Origin of the sequence: Roseateles sp., assembly GCF_019237615.1 — a bacterium.
Taxonomy (GTDB): Bacteria; Pseudomonadota; Gammaproteobacteria; order Burkholderiales; family Burkholderiaceae_C; genus Pelomonas.
On record NZ_JAFAGT010000044.1, the window covers coordinates 25,983 to 45,330 of the forward strand.

17 protein-coding genes are annotated in these 19,348 nt (G+C 69.8%); 6 read left to right on the plus strand and 11 right to left on the minus strand.

The genetic code is table 11. The features are described 5' to 3' along the window. Positions 1 to 63: 63 nt before the first annotated feature. Genes xerD through queG form a run of 4 tightly spaced genes read right to left on the minus strand, consistent with a single transcriptional unit; the run spans position 64 to position 3,684 of the window. Positions 64 to 978: a site-specific tyrosine recombinase XerD gene (gene xerD, locus JOY88_RS07675; RefSeq protein ID WP_293501667.1), complete on the minus strand. Its 915-nt coding sequence runs from the start codon at positions 976 to 978 to the stop codon at positions 64 to 66. Continuing rightward, positions 932 to 1,906, minus strand: a complete 975-nt coding sequence (locus tag JOY88_RS07680; RefSeq protein ID WP_293501668.1) for a tripartite tricarboxylate transporter substrate binding protein BugE — start codon at positions 1,904 to 1,906, stop codon at positions 932 to 934. The genes xerD and JOY88_RS07680 overlap by 47 nt, the downstream gene beginning before the upstream one ends. 33 nt (positions 1,907 to 1,939) lie before the next feature. After that, positions 1,940 to 2,551 carry a chalcone isomerase family protein gene (locus tag JOY88_RS07685; protein ID WP_293501669.1) on the minus strand — a complete coding sequence of 204 codons (612 nt, stop codon included), beginning with the start codon at positions 2,549 to 2,551 and terminating at the stop codon, positions 1,940 to 1,942. Further along, on the minus strand, positions 2,548 to 3,684 hold the full coding sequence (gene queG, locus JOY88_RS07690; RefSeq protein ID WP_293501670.1) for a tRNA epoxyqueuosine(34) reductase QueG: 1,137 nt from the start codon (positions 3,682 to 3,684) through the stop codon (positions 2,548 to 2,550). The genes JOY88_RS07685 and queG overlap by 4 nt, the downstream gene beginning before the upstream one ends. Here queG and tsaE point away from each other — a divergent pair. Together tsaE and JOY88_RS07700 are read left to right on the plus strand one after the other, a co-directional pair. Beyond that, positions 3,679 to 4,155: a tRNA (adenosine(37)-N6)-threonylcarbamoyltransferase complex ATPase subunit type 1 TsaE gene (gene tsaE, locus JOY88_RS07695; RefSeq protein ID WP_293501671.1), complete on the plus strand. Its 477-nt coding sequence runs from the start codon at positions 3,679 to 3,681 to the stop codon at positions 4,153 to 4,155. The genes queG and tsaE overlap by 6 nt on opposite strands. Then, the gene (locus JOY88_RS07700) at positions 4,152 to 5,537 is read left to right on the plus strand and encodes an N-acetylmuramoyl-L-alanine amidase (protein WP_293501672.1); all 1,386 of its coding nucleotides are present in this window, start codon (positions 4,152 to 4,154) and stop codon (positions 5,535 to 5,537) included. Before tsaE ends, JOY88_RS07700 begins: the two co-directional genes overlap by 4 nt. Before the next feature lie 3 nt (positions 5,538 to 5,540). On the opposite strand, the gene JOY88_RS07705 is transcribed toward JOY88_RS07700, so the two are convergent. From JOY88_RS07705 to JOY88_RS07715, 3 genes are read right to left on the minus strand one after another with little or no spacing between them, the layout of a single operon-like run. Beyond that, entirely contained in the window at positions 5,541 to 6,221 is a 681-nt protein-coding gene (locus JOY88_RS07705) for a phytanoyl-CoA dioxygenase family protein (protein WP_293501673.1), read from the minus strand. A 21-nt stretch (positions 6,222 to 6,242) separates the two neighbouring features. Further along, positions 6,243 to 6,458 (minus strand): YbdD/YjiX family protein, encoded by a 216-nt coding sequence (locus tag JOY88_RS07710; RefSeq protein WP_293501674.1) that lies wholly within the window; start codon positions 6,456 to 6,458, stop codon positions 6,243 to 6,245. Then, complete coding sequence (locus tag JOY88_RS07715) at positions 6,451 to 8,514, minus strand: carbon starvation CstA family protein (RefSeq protein ID WP_293501675.1); 2,064 nt, start codon at positions 8,512 to 8,514, stop codon at positions 6,451 to 6,453. The genes JOY88_RS07710 and JOY88_RS07715 overlap by 8 nt, the downstream gene beginning before the upstream one ends. Before the next feature lie 246 nt (positions 8,515 to 8,760). Between JOY88_RS07715 and JOY88_RS07720 the strand changes: the two genes are divergently transcribed. Then, positions 8,761 to 9,123, plus strand: a complete 363-nt coding sequence (locus tag JOY88_RS07720; RefSeq protein ID WP_293501676.1) for a hypothetical protein — start codon at positions 8,761 to 8,763, stop codon at positions 9,121 to 9,123. Positions 9,124 to 9,138: 15 nt separating this feature from the next. On the opposite strand, the gene JOY88_RS07725 is transcribed toward JOY88_RS07720, so the two are convergent. The 4 genes from JOY88_RS07725 to JOY88_RS07740 all read right to left on the minus strand — a co-directional run bounded on the left by JOY88_RS07725 (position 9,139) and on the right by JOY88_RS07740 (position 15,175). Then, positions 9,139 to 9,771, minus strand: coding sequence for a response regulator transcription factor (locus tag JOY88_RS07725; RefSeq protein ID WP_524539195.1), 633 nt, complete (start codon positions 9,769 to 9,771; stop codon positions 9,139 to 9,141). After that, positions 9,768 to 11,135, minus strand: coding sequence for a cache domain-containing protein (locus JOY88_RS07730; RefSeq protein ID WP_293501678.1), 1,368 nt, complete (start codon positions 11,133 to 11,135; stop codon positions 9,768 to 9,770). Before JOY88_RS07730 ends, JOY88_RS07725 begins: the two co-directional genes overlap by 4 nt. 1 nt (position 11,136) lies before the next feature. After that, entirely contained in the window at positions 11,137 to 14,460 is a 3,324-nt protein-coding gene (locus JOY88_RS07735) for a S41 family peptidase (protein WP_293501679.1), read from the minus strand. Positions 14,461 to 14,527: 67 nt separating this feature from the next. Then, the gene (locus JOY88_RS07740) at positions 14,528 to 15,175 is read right to left on the minus strand and encodes a DedA family protein (protein ID WP_293501680.1); all 648 of its coding nucleotides are present in this window, start codon (positions 15,173 to 15,175) and stop codon (positions 14,528 to 14,530) included. A gap of 57 nt (positions 15,176 to 15,232) precedes the next feature. Here JOY88_RS07740 and mutL point away from each other — a divergent pair, with 57 nt between their 5' ends. Genes mutL through miaA form a run of 3 tightly spaced genes read left to right on the plus strand, consistent with a single transcriptional unit; the run spans position 15,233 to position 19,316 of the window. Beyond that, a complete protein-coding gene (mutL, locus tag JOY88_RS07745; RefSeq protein WP_293501681.1) occupies positions 15,233 to 17,086 on the plus strand; it encodes a DNA mismatch repair endonuclease MutL in 1,854 nt (617 codons plus the stop codon). 11 nt (positions 17,087 to 17,097) lie between these two features. Continuing rightward, positions 17,098 to 18,405, plus strand: coding sequence for a pseudouridine synthase (locus JOY88_RS07750; protein ID WP_293501682.1), 1,308 nt, complete (start codon positions 17,098 to 17,100; stop codon positions 18,403 to 18,405). Next, the gene (gene miaA / locus JOY88_RS07755) at positions 18,390 to 19,316 is read left to right on the plus strand and encodes a tRNA (adenosine(37)-N6)-dimethylallyltransferase MiaA (protein WP_293501683.1); all 927 of its coding nucleotides are present in this window, start codon (positions 18,390 to 18,392) and stop codon (positions 19,314 to 19,316) included. The genes JOY88_RS07750 and miaA overlap by 16 nt, the downstream gene beginning before the upstream one ends. Positions 19,317 to 19,348: the final 32 nt, after the last annotated feature.

Consider the following 19,348-nt stretch of genomic DNA (forward strand, 5'->3'; position numbering starts at 1 on the left):
CCCGAGTTTGCCGCCCTGCCCGCGCTGCGGGCAGGCACTGTTGTGCACCGCTCACAGGGGTAGTTACCCGCGCGGATGGTGCTGGGCGTGCAATGCCTTCAGCCGCTCGCGCGCCACATGGGTGTAGATCTCCGTGGTCGCCAGATCAGCAAGAACAAAAAGCAGTTGCACGGCGCGCAGGTCCGCGCCATGGTTGAGCAGGTGCGTCGCGAAGGCATGGCGCAGCGTGTGCGGCGACAGCGGCACCGTGATGCCGGCCACGATCGCATGCCGCTTGATCAGCGTCCAGAACATCTGCCGCGTCATGCCGGCGCCGCGGGCGGTGACGAAAAGGTCGTCGCTGCTGCGGCCGGCCAGGATCTCGGCGCGGGCCTCGCGCAGATAGCGCACCATCCAGTCGCGGGCATGCTCGCCAAAAGGCACGAGGCGGGCCTTGCTGCCCTTGCCGGTGACATGCAGCACCGCGTCCTTGAAGGCGACATGGGCGCTCTTCAGCGTCACCAGCTCGCTGACGCGCAGGCCGCTGGCGTACATCAGCTCCAGCATGGCGCGGTCGCGCAGGCCCAGGACAGTGCCGACGTCAGGCGCCGCAAGCAGCGCGCCGACCTGGGCCTCGCTGAGCAGCTTGGGCACACGCAGTGGCTGCCGCGCGGCCATGAGCTTGAGCGTGGGATCGGACTGGATGCGTCCCTCGCGCAGCGCCCAGCGGAAATAGCGCTTGATGACCGACAGGCGCCGGTTCGCGCTGGAGGTCTTGGCCGCCGGCCGGGCGGCTGCGTACTCGAGCAGTTGGCGTTCGCTGCAGGCGTCCAGCCCCATGGGTGCCAGCCATCCCGCCAGCGCCGCCAGGTCGCGCCGGTAGGCCGCCTGGGTGTTGGCGCTCAGGCCGTCTTCCAGCCAGAGCGCCTCGATGAAGGCCTCGATACCAGGATCAGTCAAGCTTGAGCTTTTGCTGCGCGACGACCTTCTTGTAGACATCGAACTCGGCCGCGATCTGGGCCGCGAACTGCTCGGGCGTGTTGGCCACGATCAGCGAGCCCGTGTCCTCGATGCGTTTGCGCACGTCGGGGTTCTCCAGCGCCTTGCGCACGGCGGCATTGACCTTGTCGACGATGTCGCGCGGCAGGCCCTTGGGGCCGTGGATGCCGTAGTAGGCCATGCGGTTGACGGGCTCCAGGCCGATCTCCTTGAAAGTCGGCACATTGGGCAGCGCCGCCACGCGCTGCGGCGCCGCGACGACGATGGGGATGAGGCGGCCGTCCTTGATGAAGGGCAACGCCGACGGCAGGTTGTCGAAGATCATCGGCACCTGACCGGCCACCGTGTCGTTCAGCGCCGGGCCCGCTCCGCGGTAGGGAATGTGCAGCACGAAGACGCCGGCCAGCGTCTTGTACAGCTCCATCTGCAGGTGGCCGATGCCGCCCGTGCCAGACGTGGCGTAGCTGTACTTGGCCGGGTTCTTCCTGAGCTCGGCGACGAAGCCCTTGTAGTCGCGCGCCGGGAAGCTCGGGTGCACCGCGATGACGTTGGGCGTCGCCGCGATGTTGATGACGGGCGTGAAGTCCGTCAGCGGGTTGTAGGCAATCCTGGGGTTGATGGCCGGGTTGGCCGCCGTCGTCGACACCGTCGCCACGCCAAGTGCGTAGCCGTCCGGCGCGACGCGCGCGATCTCGGTCGCGCCCACCGTACCGCCGCCCCCGGCCTTGTTGTCCACCACCATGGTCTGGCCCAGCAGCACCGTCATGCGCTCGGAAACGATGCGCGCAATGATGTCGGTGGTGCCACCCGGCGCGAACGGCACGATCAGGCGCACCGGCTTGCTGGGGTAGGTGTCGGCCCAGGCGTGATGGCCCAGGGGGCCGAAGCCGGCGAGCGCGGCTGCTTGGAGGACGAAACGACGTTGCATGAGGTCGGTCTCCGGGGTGTGGATGGGCGGATGCTAGCCGTGCCGGCCCAGCAGGCCGGCGCGCAGGCGGGCGTCGCTGTTGCTGTTGCCCAGGAATACCTTGAGGAAGGCCGTGTAGAAGTCCTGTCCCTCGACGGGCTGGCCCCAGACCTTGCCGTTGACCGTGAGGACGGTGCCGCCCTGGTCGGGCAGGTAGTCGACGTGCAGCAGGTCGCCCTTCTTGACGCGGCCCACCTCGGTGATGAAGCCGTTGAAAAGCTTCACGCGCTCGGCCACGGCTGCCTTCTCGGCCTCGGTGGAGTTGCGGTCCACGCCCTTGCTGATGGCCTTGACGAATTCCTGCGTCGACACGTCCTTCACGAGCGGGATGACGATGCGCAGTTCCAGCCGCTTGGGGCCGGCCTGGGCGTAAATGGCGTCTGGCGTGCCCGCCTTCTGCGGCAGGTAGAGGGCGGCGAGATAGAGCGGGTAGATGGCAACCTGACGCTTGCCCGTGCCATTCAGGGCCAGCATGCTGCCACCGAGCTCCAGTGTGTCGGGGAAGTCCTGGCCCTCGTAGCGCACGGCATGCACCGGCAGGCAGGTCGCGGCGGCCAGGGCAAGGATGGCGGCGCGACGACGGACAAAGGGGCGGGACGGCATCATTCAAGGACTCCAACGACGGACGAACCCGACGATAACGCGTCAAAGGCTCGAGGCGCGGACAGCGCCCAGGCGATGTGCTCGGCCACCAGCGCGTCGGCCCCCTGCCCGGCCCGCAGCAGCGCGCCGCGGAGCGCGGCGTCGTCGCGCGCCCGCAGCGCGTTGCCGGCAGCCACGGCGAGATTGCGCCGCCAGCGCGTGAAGCCGATGCGACGGATGGCCGAGCCTTCGGTGCGGCGCAGGAACTCGGCTTCGTCCCAGGCCAGCAACTCTGCGATCGGCGCGCCCGCCATGCCGGGGCGCACGTCGAAATCGGCCAGCACCGCAGGCTGTGCGAACTTGTTCCAGGGGCAGGCCAGCTGGCAGTCGTCACAGCCGTAGACGCGGTTGCCGATGCTCTCGCGCAGCGCCTCGGGGATGGAGCCGTCGTGCTCTATCGTGAGGTAGGAAATGCAGCGCCGCGCGTCGACGCGGTAGGGTGCGGTGATGGCGGCCGTCGGGCAGACGTCGATGCAGGCCCGGCATTCGCCGCAATGCGCCGTGACGGGATCTGTCAGCGGCAGCTCCAGGTCGATGAAGATCTCGCCGAGGAAGAACATCGAACCCGCATCACGGTGCAGCGTCAGCGTGTGCTTGCCTCGCCAACCCAGGCCCGAGCGCGATGCCAGCTCCACCTCCAGCACCGGCGCCGAGTCGGTGAAGACGCGGTAGCCCAGCGGGCCGACCTCGGCCTCCAGCTTCTCGGCCAGCTTCTGCAGGCGCTGGCGCAACACCTTGTGATAGTCCCGGCCGCGGGCATAGATGGAGACCTGGGCCTGTTCCGGCTTCGCCAGACCCGCCCATTCGACGGCCTGCCAGCCCGGCGCCGTGCCCCGTGGCAGATAGTCCATGCGCGCCGTCAGCACGCGCAGCGTGCCCGGCACCAGCTCGGCCGGCCGCGCTCGCTTCAGGCCATGCGCGGCCATGTAATGCATGCGTCCGTGGTGGCCGGCGTCCAGCCAGGCCTGCAGGCCAGGTTCGGCGTGGCGCAAGTCCACGTCGGCCACCGCGATCTGTGAGAATCCCAGCTCGCGGGCCCAGCCGCGCAAACGCGCCAACAGCGCGGCGGTATCGACAGTGGACGGAAGCTCTTGCATTTGGCACCGATTTTAGAAACCCAGCTGCTGTGGCACGACGAGGCCGCGGCCCAGGCCACCGCCGACCGTCTCGCGGCGGCGCTGCTCCCCTCACCCGACGCCATCATCGAGCTGCACGGGCCGCTGGGCGCCGGCAAGACCACCTTCGTGCGCCTGCTGCTGCGTGCGCTGGGCGTCGAGGGCCGCATCAAGAGCCCCAGCTATGCCGTCATGGAGAGCTATGGGCTGGCGGGCGGCGGCTCGGCCAGCCATTTCGACTTCTACCGCTTCGGCGACCCGCGCGAGTGGGAGGACGCCGGCTTTCGCGACGTCTTCGCCGCGCCGGGGCTCAAGCTCTGCGAATGGCCCGAGAAGGCCGCCGGCCAGCTGCCCAGCGCCGACCTGCAGCTCTTCATCGAGCTGATGCCCGACGACAGCCGCCGCGTGCGCGTGGTGGGAGCGGCGCACCTCGTGGAGGCACTGTCAGCGTGAAGCGCCGCAGCTCCCTCGGCCTGCTCGCCCTGCTGCTGAAGGCCCCCGACACGCTGGCCGCCCCGACCCAGCCCGGCCAGGCCAGCATCGTCGCCGTGCGCGTCTGGCCCGCCCAGGAATACACGCGGGTCACCATCGAGTCCGACCAGGCGCTCGCCGCCAGGCATTTCCTCGTCGACTCGCCGCACCGCCTCGTCATCGACATCGACGGCCTGACGCTGAGCCCCGGCCTGCGCGACCTGATCGGCAAGGTCAAGGCCGACGACCCGTACATCAGCGGCGTGCGCGTCGGCCAGAACACGCCCACCGTCGTGCGCATCGTGCTGGACCTACGCCAGCCCGTCGCGCCGCAGATCTTCACGCTGACGCCGGTTGCGGCCTACCAGCACCGCCTGGTCTTCGACCTGCGCCCCAAGGTCGAGGCCGACCCGCTGGTGGCGCTGGCGAAGGAAGGCGGCCGCAAGGCCCAGCCCGCGCCGCCCCCCGCCGCCCAGCGCGCCGAGGCTGCGGCCAGCGCAGTCAACGACGCCCTCGGCGAGCTGATCCAGAAGATCGAGCGCCCGCCGGCCCCACCCGTTGCTGCGGCGCCCCCGCCGCCCGTGGTCGCCGCCCCCAAGCCCGCGCCGGCCGCCCCGGCTCCGACGGCCGAGCCCAGGATAGACCGCCTCATCATCATCGCGCTGGACCCCGGCCATGGCGGCGAGGATCCGGGCGCCGTGGGACCCTCCGGCCTGCGCGAGAAGGACGTCGTGCTCGCCGTTGCCCACAAGCTGCGCGAACGGCTGACGACCAACCCCAACATCCGCGTGCTGATGACGCGCGACGCCGACTTCTTCGTGCCGCTGCACGAGCGCGTACAGAAGGCTAGGCGCGTGCAGGCCGATCTGTTCGTGTCCATCCACGCCGACGCGTTCATCAACAGCCAGGCGCGCGGGGCCTCGGTCTTCGTGCTCAGCGATGGCGCAGCCACCAGCGCGGCCGCGCGCTGGATGGCCAACAGGGAAAACGCGGCCGACCTCGTCGGCGGCGTCAACGTCGGCGCCGCCACCAAGGACGCCAACGTGCTGCGCGCGCTGCTGGACATGAGCACCACGGCCCAGATCAAGGACAGCCTCAAGCTCGGCGGCGAGGTGCTGGGGCAGATCGGCAAGGTCGGCAAGCTGCACAAGCCGCGCGTCGAGCAGGCCGGCTTCGCCGTGCTGAAGGCGCCGGACATCCCCAGCATCCTCGTGGAGACGGCCTTCATCTCCAACCCCGAGGAGGAGAAGAAGCTGAACGATCCGGGCTACCAGGATCAACTGGTGGACGCGCTGGCCTCCGGCATCGCCAGGTACTTTGCCAAGAGCCCGCCGATGGCGAGGAAGCGCAGCACGACGCTGTAAGCGTCAGACGGCCGAGAGCCAGCGCAGGCCGTGGGGCAAGGCCGGCGGGCCAAACAGCAGATGCAGCACACGCCGCCGGCCTGCGGCAACGGCCTTGCTGGATGAGTGCAGTACGAGGGGGCGCATCAAGAGCGCATCGCCGGCCCGCGCGTCAACCACCACCTCGCCGGACCGGTCACGCCGGGCGCGGATCGCGTCAGGGCAGAGAACACCCTCTCGATGCGAGCCCGGCACGAAGCGCAAGCCACCATCGGCCTGCGTCGCATCGTCCAGATGCAGACGCAGGGCCAGCATGCCGCGGAGCACCTCAGCCGGCGCCAGCACGAAATGCCGGCCGCCCTTGACGGACCAGCCGCTCAGCATGGCGTGATCGATTCGGTTCCGGACCGGAACGGCAAGGTCCTGATGAGGTGCGACCAGCCAGTTGCGATCCTGGGATTTCTCGAACAGCGTGCACTGCACCGCCACGTCGTCGCACGGCAGATAGGGTCGCAGCCGCGGCTGGCCTTTCAGCCAACCCACCAGGGCCCGGCACCAGGGCCGGTCCAGCAATTCACGCTGACCCGCCGCGCCGGGCGGCAGCGTCGAAAGCTCGTCGATCAGGGCCTGCCGCCGTTGCGGCGCGAGCAGGCCGGGCAGCAGATGGAAGCCTTCTGGAAGGACATCGTCGGAAAAGGCCGGCATGGCCGGCCTTGTACCACTGGGTCAGCAGCACTTCCCGACGCGCGCGCTGTAGCGCGCCGCCTGCCTCTCCATGAAGAACTCCTCGTAGCTCATGGGCTCCCGCTCCGGGTGCGTGGCCTGGTGGTGGGCCAGGTAGCTGCCGTAGTCCGGCACGCCCACCATCAGGCGCAGGCTCTGCGTGAGGTACCGCCCGGCACGGGCGGCGTCACGGGCCAGCTCGCCCAGCTGCTCACGCATGCTGGCCGGCCGGCATCGGCACGAAGGCCGTTTCATGGGCCGTCGGCCGGCCGCTGCGGCGGGCCGCGACGATGGCCTTGACGCTGTAGATCAGCACGCTGATGACCACGCCCATGAAGAGGGCGCACAGTGCCGCGTCCAGCCGGTCGTTGAAGACCACGCGCTCCATCGCAGCCAGCGTCTTGGCCGGCGCCAGCACCTGGCCTTGCGCAATCGCGGCGGCGTACTTGTCGGCGTGGGCCAGGAAGCCCAGCTTGGGGTCGGCCGAAAAGATCTTCAGCCAGCCCGCAGTCATCGTGCAGACCAGCAGCCACACGGCCGGCAGGGCCGTGACCCAGGCGTAACGGTCCTTCTTCATCTTGAAGATGACGACAGTGCCCAGCAGCAGCGCGACGGCGGCCAGCATCTGGTTGGCGATGCCGAACAGCGGCCACAGCGTGTTGATGCCGCCCAGCGGATCGACGACGCCCTGGTAGAGGAAGTAGCCCCAGGCCGCCACGCACAGGCCGGTGGCGATGAAGTTGGCGACCCAGCTCTCGGTGCGCTTGAGCGAGGGCACGAAGCTGCCCAGCAGGTCCTGCAGCATGAAGCGGCCGGCGCGCGTGCCGGCGTCCACGGCGGTCAGGATGAACAGCGCCTCGAACAGGATGGCGAAGTGGTACCAGAAGGCCATCATGGCCTTGCCGCCGATGACCTGGTGCAGGATCTCGGCCATGCCCACGGCCAGCGTCGGCGCGCCGCCGGCGCGGGCCAGGATGGTCTTCTCGCCGACGTCGGCCGCGGCCTGGGTCAGCATGTCGGGCGTGATGACGAAGCCCCAGGTGGACAGCGTCTGCGCCACCGTGGCGGCATCCTTGCCGACGACGGCGGCCGGGCTGTTCATCGCGAAGTAGACGCCCGGCTCGATGCAGGCGGCTGCCACCAGCGCCATCACGGCGACGAAGCTCTCGGCCAGCATGCCGCCATAGCCGATGTAGCGGGCGTGCGTCTCGTTCTCCAGCAGCTTCGGGCTGGTGCCCGACGCGATCAGCGCGTGGAAGCCCGACACCGCGCCGCAGGCGATGGTGATGAACAGGAAGGGGAACAGGTTGCCGGCCCAGACCGGGCCGTTTCCGGCCGCGAACTGCGTCAGCGCGGGCATCTTCAGCGGCGGCGCGACGACGATGATGCCGATGGCCAGCGCGACGATGGTGCCTATCTTCAGAAAGGTGCTGAGGTAGTCGCGCGGCGCCAGCAGCAGCCACACCGGGATGCAGGCAGCGATGAAGCCGTAGCCGATCAGCGCCCAGACCAGCGTGGTCGGGGCCAGCGTGAACAGCGGCGCGAGCGTCGGGCTCTCGCTGACCGCCTGGCCGCCGAAGATGGCCGCCATCAGCAGCACGAAGCCGATGACTGACACCTCGCCGATGCGGCCCGGGCGGATGAAGCGCAGGTAGACGCCCATGAACAGCGCGACCGGGATGGTGGCCGTCACCGTGAACAGGCCCCAGGGCGAGTCCGCCAGCGCCTTCACGACGATGAGCGCCAGCACCGCCAGGATGATGATCATGATCATGAAGGCGCCGAACAGCGCGATCAGGCCCGGCACCGTGCCCATCTCCTGCTTGACGAGGTCGCCCAGCGAGCGGCCGTCTCGGCGCGTGGAGATGAACAGCACGATGAAGTCCTGCACCGCGCCGGCGAAGACGACGCCGGCCAGGATCCACAACAGCCCGGGCAGGTAGCCCATCTGCGCCGCGAGCACGGGGCCCACCAGCGGGCCCGCGCCGGCGATCGCGGCGAAGTGGTGGCCGTAGAGCACATGCTTGTTGGTGGGCACGTAGTCCAGGCCGTCGTTGTACTTCCAGGCCGGCGTCTGGCGCTTGGCGTCCAGCCCCAGCACCTTGTCGGCGATGAACAGGCTGTAGTAGCGGTAGGCGATCAGGTAGGTGCAAAGGGCGGCAGCCACGACCCATAGCGCGCTGATCGTCTCGCCGCGGCTCAGGGCCACGACGGCGAGGGATGCAGCGCCAAGGATCGCAATGCCCGCCCACGCGAGGTGGCGGCGCAGATTCATGAGTCTTGTCTCCGGATGCGGCGCACGCCTCGACGAGGGCGCATGGCCGTGACGGAAGTCTCGGGAATCGGGGCGCGGCAGGCAATCGTCCATGTCACGCAGACCAACCACGCGGCATCACCTAAGGGTCAACCCTGGCGTCATCACACCCGCTTACCAATGCGCCGGGCGACGCGTCAACGCAACGCGTCGGGCAGCGTTGTTCCGGCATCGAGCCAGCAGTCCTGGCTTTGCAGGAGGTTCACCATGCTTCGTTCCGCCCTCGTCACCCTGGCCGCCGGCGCCGCCATGCTCGGTGCCGGCGCCGCCCACGCCGGCACGCATTGGTCCATCGGCATCAACCTGCCGGCCGCCGGCGTCTATGTGGCCGACGGCCCGAGGTATGTGGTGCCCGCGCCGGTCTACTACGACCCGCCGCCGGTCGTCTACGTGCCGGCGCCGCGCTATGTCCAGCCCGACGTCTACTACGCGCCCCCGCCTCCGCCCCGGGTGGTGTACGAGACGGTCTATCACGAGCGCCGCTGGGGTGATCGCGATGGCCGCCGCGACTACCGCTGGGATCGCCGCGACCATGATCGCGACGACTACGGCCCGCGCCGCGGCCGCTGAGTCAGGGCCGGCAGCTCATGCCGGTCCCTTGCCGCTGACATGCTCGACGGCATAGCGGATCAGCTCCGCCTGCCCGTCCAGTTCCAGCTTGCGCTTGATGCTCTGCCGGTGCGCCTCCACGGTGCGCACCGACAGGTTCAGCTCGCGTGCGATCTGCTTGCTTGAAGCGCCCTGCCCCAGCTTGCCGAGGATCTCGCTCTCGCGCGGCGTCAGCACCGGCTTGGGGCTCTGGCCGCGGAACAGCCGGCCGCATACGGCCGCGCTCAGGAAGGTGCCGCCCGCCGCCACCGCATCTATGGCCGACACGATCTCCGTCGCCGGCGCATCTTTCAGCACATAGCCGCGCGCACCGGCCGTCAGCGCGCGCTGCACGTACTCGGGGTTGTCATACATGCTGAACATCAGCAGCCTGATGGCCGGCCGCGCCTCCAGCATTTCCGCGCCGAGCGCGATGCCGTTGCCGTCCTTCAGCCCCACGTCCATCAGCACGACGTCGGGCGCCGTGCGGGCCAGTTGCTCCAGCGCCTCTACGCGGCCGCCGGCCTCGCCGACGACCTCGAAGCGCGGCACGGCCGCCAGGCGCGCGACCAGGCCCTCGCGCACCATGGGGTGGTCGTCGACGAGCAGGATGCGTATGGGCATGTTCATGAGGCCGCGCGGGCCAGGTCAGCAGCCCCCAGTTTGACCGTCAACCGGCTGCCCAGGCCTGGCGACGTCACCAGCCCCAGCCTGGCGCCCAGGGCAGCCGCGCGCTCGCGCATGCTGCGCAGGCCCAGTCCCTGGTCGGCCACGGCCTGGGCCGCGTCGGCGTCGAAGCCCTGGCCGTCGTCGTGGATCTCCAGGGCCAGTCCGCCGTCACGCCCGAAGTGCAGCATCACGCCCACCCGCGTCGCACGGGCATGGCGGGCCGCGTTGTTCAGCGCCTCCTGCGCGATGCGGAACAGCGCCGTGTTCACCACCTCTGGCAACTCGACCTCCTCGCCCTCCACGCTGGCCTGGAAATGCGTGCCGCCGGCGGCGTCGAACTCCGCCGCCAGATGCTGCAGCGCCGCTGGCAGGCCCAGTGTGTCCAGCAACGCGGGCCGCAGCGCGTGGGACAGATGCCGCACCTCCGAGAGCGTACTGTTCAGCCGCGTCAGCGCCAGCGCCTGCAGACGCGCGGCCGAGGCGGGCTCGGACTGGGCTGACTCGATCAGCAGCTTGGTCGCCACCAGCGCCTGGCTGACGCCGTCGTGCAGTTCGCGCGCCAGCCGCGCGCGCTCGTCCTCCTGGCTCTGCACGACCTCGCGCGCCAGCGCGCGCAGCTTGGCCTCGGCGCTGCGGTGCTCGCTGAGGTTGAGCGCCAGCGCGCCGGCACTGATGAGGGCCACGCCGAAGATGGCGACGGCGCCCACCCACAGCATGGTGGCCGTGATGTTCTGGCGCGCGCCGCGCTCCAGCTCCGCCATCGTCGCCTCGATGCCGTCCAGGTAGAGGCCCGTGCCCAGCATCCAGTCCCATTCCGGCACCGCGACGACATAGCCCAGCTTGGGCGCCAGCAGGTTGCTGGACGGCTTGCGCCACAGGTAGTCCACATAGCCACCGCCGGCCTTGGCCTGGTGGATCAGCTGCTGGATGGTCGGCCGGCCGCGTGGGTCGTGCAGTTCCCAGAGCTCCTGGCCGACCAGCTCAGGCTGGCGTGAGTGCATCAGCACGCGGCCGCTCAGCGAGTAGACGAAGAAATAGCCGTCGCGGCCGTAGTCCAGCGAGGACAGGATGGCCAGCGCCCGCTCCCGCCCGCCCGGCTGGCCGAGCAACGGCTTGATGGTGCTGACGGCGAGGTCCACGTAATGCTTGAGCTCGGTACGCCGCGCATCCATATAGCTGGCCCGCACCAGCGCGTGCTCGCGCGTGGCCAGCGCGCTCTCCTGCTGGCGCACGGCCAGCGCGATCAGCGCCAGCGAGGCCAGCAGGGGCAGCAGCGCCAGCAGGAAGAGGCGGCCCCGCAGGGACAGGGCGGCCCAGCCCTTCATGTCAACGCCCCAGCGTCGCCGGCGCCGGCGCCACCTTGCGCTGGATGGGCTTCCAGCCCTCCAGCCGCTTCATCACGTCGGCGATCGCCGCATCCAGCTGCGTGTCCTCGCCGCGGTTGACGGCAGCCGGGTCCAGTTCGACGTCGATGTCCGGCGCCACGCCCTCGTTCTCGATACGCCATTCGCCTTCCGGCGTGTAGAAGCGGAAATAGGGCACGGTCAGGAAGCCGCCGTCCACGAGCGGCGGGTTGGCCGAGATGCCGATCAGGCCACCCCAGGTGCGCTTGCCGATCAGCGGCCCCAGGCCCACGCGCTTGAACGCATAGGGCATGAAGTCGCCGCCCGAGCCGGCGTCCTGGTCGATGAGCATGGCCTTGGGGCCGTAGATGGCGCCACCCGGCGTGTCGAAGACCAGGCCGTCGCGGTCCTTCCAGCTGCCCAGGTAGGGGCGCGACAGCAGCTCCGTCACGTAGTTGGCCGCCTGGCCGCCGCCGTTGCGGCGGTCGTCGACGATCAGCGCCTGCTTGTCGACCTGCGCGAAGAACATGCGGTTGAAGTGCTCGAAGCCCTGGCCCGCGGTGTCGGGCATGTAGACATAGGCCACCTTGCCGCCGCTCTTCTGCTCGACCTTCCTGCGGTTGCCGTCTATCCACGCCCAGCGGCGCAGCAACGACTCGCTGGCGATGGGCTCGACCGTGATGTCGCGGCGACCCTTGCCGGCCGCGTCCTGCGCGACGGCGAGGACGACCTGCTTGCCGACGGTGTTCTCCAGCAGCGCATAGATGTTGCCGATGGGGCCGGTCCTGCCGTCCAGCTCATGACCGTTGACGGCCAGGATGAAATCGCCCTCCTTCACGCCCAGGCCCGGCGCGCTCAGCGGCGAGCGCAGGCTGGGGTTGAGGCGGTCGCCGGCGTAAAGCGTGGCGACGCGGTAGCGGCCCTGCTCGACGGCGAAGTCCGCACCCAGCAGGCCCACGGCCACCGGTGACTCCTGGTGCTCGTCGCCGGCGCCGGTGCGGTTGTGGCCCACCTGCAGCTCGCCGATCATCTGCACCAGCAGGTCGTTGAGGTCCTCGCGACGCTGCACATGGGCCAGTTGCGGCAGATAGCGGTCGTAGACGGCCTGCCAGTTCAACCCGTGCAGGGCGGGGTCGTAGAAGAACTCCTTCTCCATCCACCAGGCCTCGTCGAAGATCTGCTTCCACTCCGCCTTGGGGTCGATGCGGGCGCGCAGGCCGGACAAGTCCAGCGCCTTGGTCTCGGCCTTGTCGTTGGCGTCGCCCACCTCCAGCTTGCCGCCGGCCACGGTCAGCAGCAGCTTCTTGTGGTCTTCGCTCAGCGAGAACTCGGCGACACCGCTGCGCAGCAGCTTGGGTTTGCGCTCCTCGAAGTCGAAGCGCCACAGCTCGGCCGTCGCGCGGCGCTCAGCCTGCGGCAGCTCGTTGCTGGCCCCCGGCTGCGGACGCTGCAGATAGTAGAGCGCGCCATCGGAAGCCACTGCCAGGCTGTCGTAGTTGCGCTCCGCCACCGGCAGAGCCACGAGGCGGTCCGCCAGCCCGTCGAGGTCGACCTTGACGGGCTTGAGCGGCTCGGCCTTGGGCTTGTCGTCCTTCTTGGCGTCGGCCTTCCTGTCGGCCGGCTCATCCTTCTTCTCTTCCTTCCTGGCCTCCTCGTCACCCGCCTTGGGCGCGAGCGGCGACTTGCCGTCCGCCGCCAGCACCAGTGCGTAGAGGCCCACGCGGCGCGGGCGCTCCTGCGTGGACAGGTCCAGCCCGACCTGGCTGGGGCCGGAGTTGATGGACGCCGTGAAGTAGAGGTAGTCGCCCTTGGCCGAGAACGCCGGATTGCCGGCATGGGCCAGGCCGTCGGTCACCGTGTGGCTGCGGCCGGTGGCGATGTCGTGCAGCACGATGCGACCGAAGTAGTTGTCCCCCGAGACCGTGTAGGCCAGCCAGCGGCTGTCCGGCGAGAAGGACACCGCAAAGCCGTTGGCGCCGAAGCGGCGCACATTGGTGGCGATCTTGACGAGCTGTCCACGCTGCGGTCCCGCCGCCAGGCCGAGGCGGTAGAGGTTGAGGTGGTTGTCCTGCAGCACCAGTTGCTGGCCGTCCGGCGACCAGTCCATCAGCGTGAAATAACCCTCCTTGGACAGCAGGAAGCGCTCCTTGGCGCCCAGGCCGGTCTGCGCCTGCAGCACCAGCTCGTGGCGCATGCCCGGCGCGTCGGAGACATAGGCCACGCGCTGGCCGTCAGGACTCCACAGCGCGTCCTTTTCGCGCACGCCGGCAGTCTCGGTCAGGTTGCGCACGCTGCCGTCCTTGACCGGTACCGTGAACACGTCGCCGCGCGCGCTCACCACCACGCGCTTGCCGGTGCTGGACAGGCGGGCCTGCGTCAGCGTCTTGCCGGCGTCCTTCCACTGCGGCCGGGGCGCGAGGCTGGCGAGCTGGATGTCGAGCACGCGCGGCTCGCCGCCGGCCAGCTCGATCTGCTTGATGCGCCCACCCGCCTCGTAGACCAGCGTCGTGCCGACGGCGTCGACGCTGCGCACGTCCCATTGCGTCTCCTTCGTGAGCTGGCGCAGCGACTTGGTGGCCGGGTTGAAGGCAAACAGGTTGGCGGCGCCGTCCGCGCGGTCGGAGATGAAGACCACCTCCCCGCCGGCCCAGACCGGCGCCGAGTCGGTTGCATTGACGTGGGGAATCTCCTGCCAGCGCTGGGAGGCCATGTCCATGATCCACACCGGTGGCGTCGAGCCACCGCGGCTCTGGCGCCAGCCGCTGACGCCAGCGTAGGCTGCGTTGTAGGGGCGGTAGGCCAGTTGCTTGCCGTCGGCCGACCAGGCGCCCTCCCAGGCCACGGCCTTCATGACCTGCTTCTCGTAGCCGCCATCCACGCTAACTTCGTAGAGCTGGTTGCTGCGGTTGTTCAGCACCTCGCGCGGCGACGCGAACAGCACGCGACGGCCGTCCGGACTCCAGCCACTGACGACATCGGCCCCAGGGTGCCAGGTCAGACGCTTCGGCGTACCGCCATCCAGGCCGATGACGTAGACGTCGATGTTGCCGTCATAGCTGGCCGAGAAGGCGATCTGCCGGCCGTCCGGCGAGAAGCGCGGCGCGAATTCGCTGGCCGCGTGGCTCGTGAGCCGGCGCGCATTGCCGCCGTTGCGGTCGGCCAGCCAGAGGTCGCCGGCGTAGACGAAGGCGAGATGGTCCTTGGAAACGGCGGGCTGACGCAGCATCAGCGTCGGTTCGGCGGCCTGGGCCAGGCCGGAGGTCATCCAGGCGCAGGCCAGGGCCAGGGCAATGCGGGACAGGGTCATCGGGATCTCCGACAGTCACGAAAAGCCCGTGACTCTAGACCCTGGACGGGCCGGACCCGAAAGTCAGTCAGCCCGACTTGCGCGCCAGCCGTCCGCGCAGGCCACCGACGATGACGATGAGGCCGGGGATGAGGATCATGGCCCAGATGATCTTGTCCAGGTGGGCCTTGACCCAGGGCACGTTGCCGAACACATAGCCGACCAGCGTGATGCCGCACACCCACAGCGCGCCGCCAGTCACGTCGTAGAAGGTGAACTTGCGCCGCGTCATCTGCGCCACGCCGGCCACGAAGGGCGCGAAGGTGCGCAGGAATGGCATGAAGCGCGCCGCGACGATGGTGAAGCCGCCGTACTTCTCGTAGAAGGCATGGGCCTTGTCGAAGGCCGCCTTGTTGAAGAAGCGCGACTGCTCCCACTGGAACACGCGCGGCCCGAAGTAGCGGCCCAGGGTGTAGTTGCTCTGGTTGCCCAGGATGGCCGCCGCCGTCAGCAGCGCCATGGACAGGCCCAGGTCCATCAGCCCCACGCCGCACATCGCGCCGACCACGAACAGCAGAGAGTCGCCCGGCAGGAAGGGCATCACGACGACGCCGGTCTCCACGAAGATGATGAGGAACAGCAGGGCGTACACCCAGGTGCCGTAGGCCTGGACGAAATCGGCCAGGTGCCGATCCACGTGCAGGATGAAGTCGACGAGAAAGTGCAGCAGGTCCATGGCGCGGCATTATCCCGACGCCTCGATGACGGTCGAGGGGCGTCGATAATCCCGGGGATGGATTCGCCGCTCCCTGAAGTCTCCGCGCCCCGCACCATCCGCGAACTGCCCGACGAGCTGATCAGCCAGATCGCCGCCGGTGAGGTCGTCGAGCGTCCGGCCTCGGTGGTGCGCGAGCTGGTTGACAACGCGCTGGATTCCGGCGCCCGCAACGTGCTCGTCAAGCTGATGGCTGGCGGCGTGCGCAGCATCGTCGTCGAGGATGACGGCTGCGGCATCCCGGCGGCCCAGCTGCCGCTGGCGCTCAAGCGCCATGCGACCAGCAAGATCGCGTCGCTCAACGAGCTGGAGTCGGTCGCGACCATGGGTTTCCGCGGCGAGGCGCTGGCGGCCATCGCGTCGGTATCGGAGATGTCCATCGCCAGCCGCACGGCCGACGCCTCCCATGCCCACCGCATCGACGCCCGCAGCGGCGAGCTCTGCGCCGCCGCCCGCTCGCGCGGCACCAGCGTCGAGGTGCGCGAGCTGTTCTTCTCGACGCCCGCGCGCCGCAAGTTCCTGAAGACCGACGCCACCGAGCTGGCCCATTGCGTGGAGGCGGTGCGCCGCCATGCGCTGGCGCGGCCGGACGTAGGCTTCGCCATCTGGCACGAGGGCAAGCTGGTGGACCAGTGGCGCGCAGCCTCCAGCGAGCAGCGCATCGCCGACGTGCTGGGCGCCGACTTCAACGAGGACAGCCGCGCCTTCGAGCACAGCGCCGGCCCGCTGGCGCTGACCGGCCGCGCCGGCCTGCCCGAGGCCGCGCGCTCGCGGGCCGACCAGCAGTACGTCTGGGTCAACGGTCGCTACGTGCGCGACAAGCTCATCAGCCACGCCATCCGCTCGGCTTACGAGGACGTGCTGCACGGCCAGCGCCAGCCCAGCTACGTGCTGTTCATCGAGATCGCGCCCGAGCTGGTGGACGTGAACGTGCACCCGACCAAGATCGAGGTGCGCTTCCGCGATGGCCGCGCCATCCACCAGAGCGTGCGCCGCGCCTTCATCGACGCACTGGCCTCCTCGCGCAGTGCCGAGGCCGCGGGCGTCGAATCGGCCATGGCGCCGCTGGGCTTCGCGCCGACGGCCGCGGCCACGCTCTACGTCGCCGAGCCCCGGCAGGGTCACGCGGCCTATGTGCCGCCCGTGCCGCCTACGGCCGAGCAGGTGCGGCTGTCGCTGGAGCAGCACGAAGCGCTGTGGCGGCCCGCCGAGCCCACCGAATCCGCGCCACCCACCCCCATTCCGACCGCACCCGCCGTCACGCTGAAGCCGGTGCTGCCCGACCAGGACTGGCCACTGGGTCGCGCCATCGCGCAAATCCAGGGCGTCTACATCCTGGCCGAGAACCGCCAGGGCCTGGTCATCGTCGACATGCATGCCGCCCATGAGCGCGTCGTCTACGAACGCCTCAAGGCCAGGCTGGGCGCGACGCAGATCGAGAGCCAGCCGCTGCTGATCCCGATCAGCTTTGCCGCCACGGCCGAGGAGGTCGCCGCGGCCGAGCAGCATGCGACGACACTGGCCCAGCTGGGACTGGACGTGGCGCCACTGTCCGTCCGCACCCTGGCCGTGCGCTCCCGCCCTGCCCTGCTGGCCGCGAGCGACCTGGTCGCGCTGACCCGCGAGCTGCTGGCCGAGATGGCCCAGTTCGACGCCAGCTCGGTGCTGGAGCGCGCCCAGCACGAGATCCTCGCCACCATGGCCTGCCATGGCGCAGTGCGCGCGAATCGCCAGCTGACGCTGGACGAGATGAACGCGCTGCTGCGCGACATGGAAGCCACCGAACGCGCCGACCAATGCAACCACGGCCGCCCGACCTGGCGCCAGCTCGACATGCGCGAGCTGGACGCCCTGTTCCTGCGCGGCCGCTGAAAGAAGAAAAGATGGCCACCATCACCCTCAAGGGCAAGCCCAAGCCCGCCGCCAAGACCCGCAATGCCGAGGGCGAGAAGCGCGCGCCGCTGCGCGGCAAGGGCGTCTCCAAGCCCCGCCCCACCTTGGCCAAGGCACAAGCCGAGAGGACCGAGCGCGAGGAGCGCTTCCAGAAGACTCAGCAGCAGCGCAACGAGCGGTCCGCGCCCCAGCGTGACGATCGGCGCGACGAGCGCCCGGCCCGGCCCAAGCCGGCCGGCTTCAAGCCCGAGCGGCCGCAGCCGCGCAGCGAACCCTTCCGCCGCGATGACCGGCCGCGCGACGAGCGGCAGGGTCGCCCCGGCCCCAGGCCCGGTGGTTTCAACCCGGACGGCCCGCCACAGCGCGCGCAACACGGCGACCCGAGTCGCCGTCACGAGCACCGCGATGAGCGCCCCGCCGGCGACCGCCCGCCCCGCATCGACCAGCGCCGCGCCTCCAACCGCGGCCCCGGCTTCGAGGCGCCGCCGCGGCCGCAGCAGCGCCGCAACCCGGCTCGCCAGGTCGATGCCGAGGACGGCGATCGCCTGTCCAAGCGCATGAGCGAGCTGAAGATGGCGTCGCGCCGCGAGGCCGACGAGTGGATCGCCGCCGGCTGGGTGCGGGTGAACGGCAAGGTCGCCGTGCTGGGTCAGCGCGTCGTCGGCGACGTCGAGATCACCATCGACCCCGCGGCCCGCCAGGCCCAATCCCAGCTCGTCACCGTGCTGCTGCACAAGCCCATCGGCTACGTGTCCGGCCAGGCCGAGGACGGTTACGAGCCGGCCGTGGTGCTGTTCCAGCAGGAGAACCGCTGGAAGGATGACCCCTCCGGCATCAAGCCCCATCCCAACCACCACCGTCACCTGGCGCCCGCCGGCCGGCTGGACATCGACTCCACCGGCCTGCTGGTGCTGACGCAGGACGGTCGCGTGGCCAAGGCGCTGATCGGCGACGATTCCGACATTGAGAAGGAGTACCTCGTCCGCGTCGAGTTCGTGGGTCACGAGGTGCCCGAGGGCACGCTGCCCAACGCGGCGCTGGCGCCCGAGCAACTGGCCCTGCTCAACCATGGCCTGGAGCTGGACGGCGAGCAACTGCAGCCCGCCAAGGTCAGCTGGCAGAACGAGCAGCAGCTGCGCTTTGTGCTGCGCGAGGGCAAGAAGCGCCAGATCCGCCGCATGTGCGAACTGGTCGGGCTGAAAGTCGTGGGTCTCAAGCGTGTGCGCATCGGCCGCATCCCGCTGGGTCATCTGCCGGTGGGCCAATGGCGCTACCTCGCCCCATGGGAACGCTTCTGACCCCCATCTGCCTGGCCGGCCCCACCGGCTGCGGCAAGACTGCGGCGGCGCTGGCAATCGCCGAGGTGCTGCCGGTGGAGATCATCAGCGTGGACTCGGCGCTGGTCTACCGCGGCATGGATATCGGCACCGCCAAGCCAACGACGCCTGAGCGGGCCGCCGTGCCGCACCACCTGATCGACATCCTCGACCCGCTGGAGAGCTACTCGGCTGCCGAGTTCGTGCGCGACGCCAGGCGCCTGGCGTCGGAGATCGCCGCGCGCGGCCGGCTGCCGCTGCTGGTGGGCGGCACCATGCTGTACTTCAAGGCGCTGTTTGACGGCCTCTCCACGCTGCCCCAGGCCGACGCGGAGCTGCGCGCCGCCATCGACGCCGAGGCTGCCGAGCGAGGCTGGCCGGCGCTGCATGCCGAACTGGCAAGGCTTGACCCCGATACGGCCGAGCGCCTGGCGCCCAACGACAGCCAGCGCATCCAGCGCGCCCTCGAAGTCATACGCCTGACCGGCCAGCCGCTGAGCGCCCTGCATGCCGCGACGCGCGAGGAAGGCGTGGATTGGCCGCTGTTCTCGCTGGAACCCACCGACCGCGCCTGGCTGCACGAGCGGCTGGCACAGCGCTTCGACACGATGCTGGCCCAGGGTCTCATCGACGAGGTGAAGGCCTTGCGCGCCCGCGGAGACCTGAGCCTGGCCCTGCCGTCCATGCGCTGCGTCGGCTACCGCCAGGCCTGGGAGGCGCTGGATGCCGACGACTTCCATGACCTGCGTGAGCGCGGCATCGCCGCCACCCGCCAGCTCGCCAAGCGCCAGATCACCTGGCTGCGCAGCATGCCGCGGCGCCGCGTCATCGCCTGCGATGGCCCCCAACCCATCCCCGAGCTGCTGGCCGGGCTGCATCGCCTGCTGGTCTGAGCCCTCTTGCGTCGCATCGAAAGCCTCGTTAA

Coding starts and splice junctions, on each gene's coding strand:
- xerD (WP_293501667.1), bottom strand. CDS start 978: ATGTCTACAAGAAGGTCGTCGCGCAGCAAAAGCTCAAGCTTGACTGAT.
- JOY88_RS07680 (WP_293501668.1), bottom strand. CDS start 1,906: ATGCAACGTCGTTTCGTCCTCCAAGCAGCCGCGCTCGCCGGCTTCGGC.
- JOY88_RS07685 (WP_293501669.1), bottom strand. CDS start 2,551: ATGATGCCGTCCCGCCCCTTTGTCCGTCGTCGCGCCGCCATCCTTGCC.
- queG (WP_293501670.1), bottom strand. CDS start 3,684: ATGCAAGAGCTTCCGTCCACTGTCGATACCGCCGCGCTGTTGGCGCGT.
- JOY88_RS07705 (WP_293501673.1), bottom strand. CDS start 6,221: ATGCCGGCCTTTTCCGACGATGTCCTTCCAGAAGGCTTCCATCTGCTG.
- JOY88_RS07710 (WP_293501674.1), bottom strand. CDS start 6,458: ATGCGTGAGCAGCTGGGCGAGCTGGCCCGTGACGCCGCCCGTGCCGGG.
- JOY88_RS07715 (WP_293501675.1), bottom strand. CDS start 8,514: ATGAATCTGCGCCGCCACCTCGCGTGGGCGGGCATTGCGATCCTTGGC.
- JOY88_RS07720 (WP_293501676.1), top strand. CDS start 8,761: ATGCTTCGTTCCGCCCTCGTCACCCTGGCCGCCGGCGCCGCCATGCTC.
- JOY88_RS07725 (WP_524539195.1), bottom strand. CDS start 9,771: ATGAACATGCCCATACGCATCCTGCTCGTCGACGACCACCCCATGGTG.
- JOY88_RS07730 (WP_293501678.1), bottom strand. CDS start 11,135: ATGAAGGGCTGGGCCGCCCTGTCCCTGCGGGGCCGCCTCTTCCTGCTG.
- JOY88_RS07735 (WP_293501679.1), bottom strand. CDS start 14,460: ATGACCCTGTCCCGCATTGCCCTGGCCCTGGCCTGCGCCTGGATGACC.
- JOY88_RS07740 (WP_293501680.1), bottom strand. CDS start 15,175: ATGGACCTGCTGCACTTTCTCGTCGACTTCATCCTGCACGTGGATCGG.
- mutL (WP_293501681.1), top strand. CDS start 15,233: ATGGATTCGCCGCTCCCTGAAGTCTCCGCGCCCCGCACCATCCGCGAA.
- JOY88_RS07750 (WP_293501682.1), top strand. CDS start 17,098: ATGGCCACCATCACCCTCAAGGGCAAGCCCAAGCCCGCCGCCAAGACC.
- miaA (WP_293501683.1), top strand. CDS start 18,390: ATGGGAACGCTTCTGACCCCCATCTGCCTGGCCGGCCCCACCGGCTGC.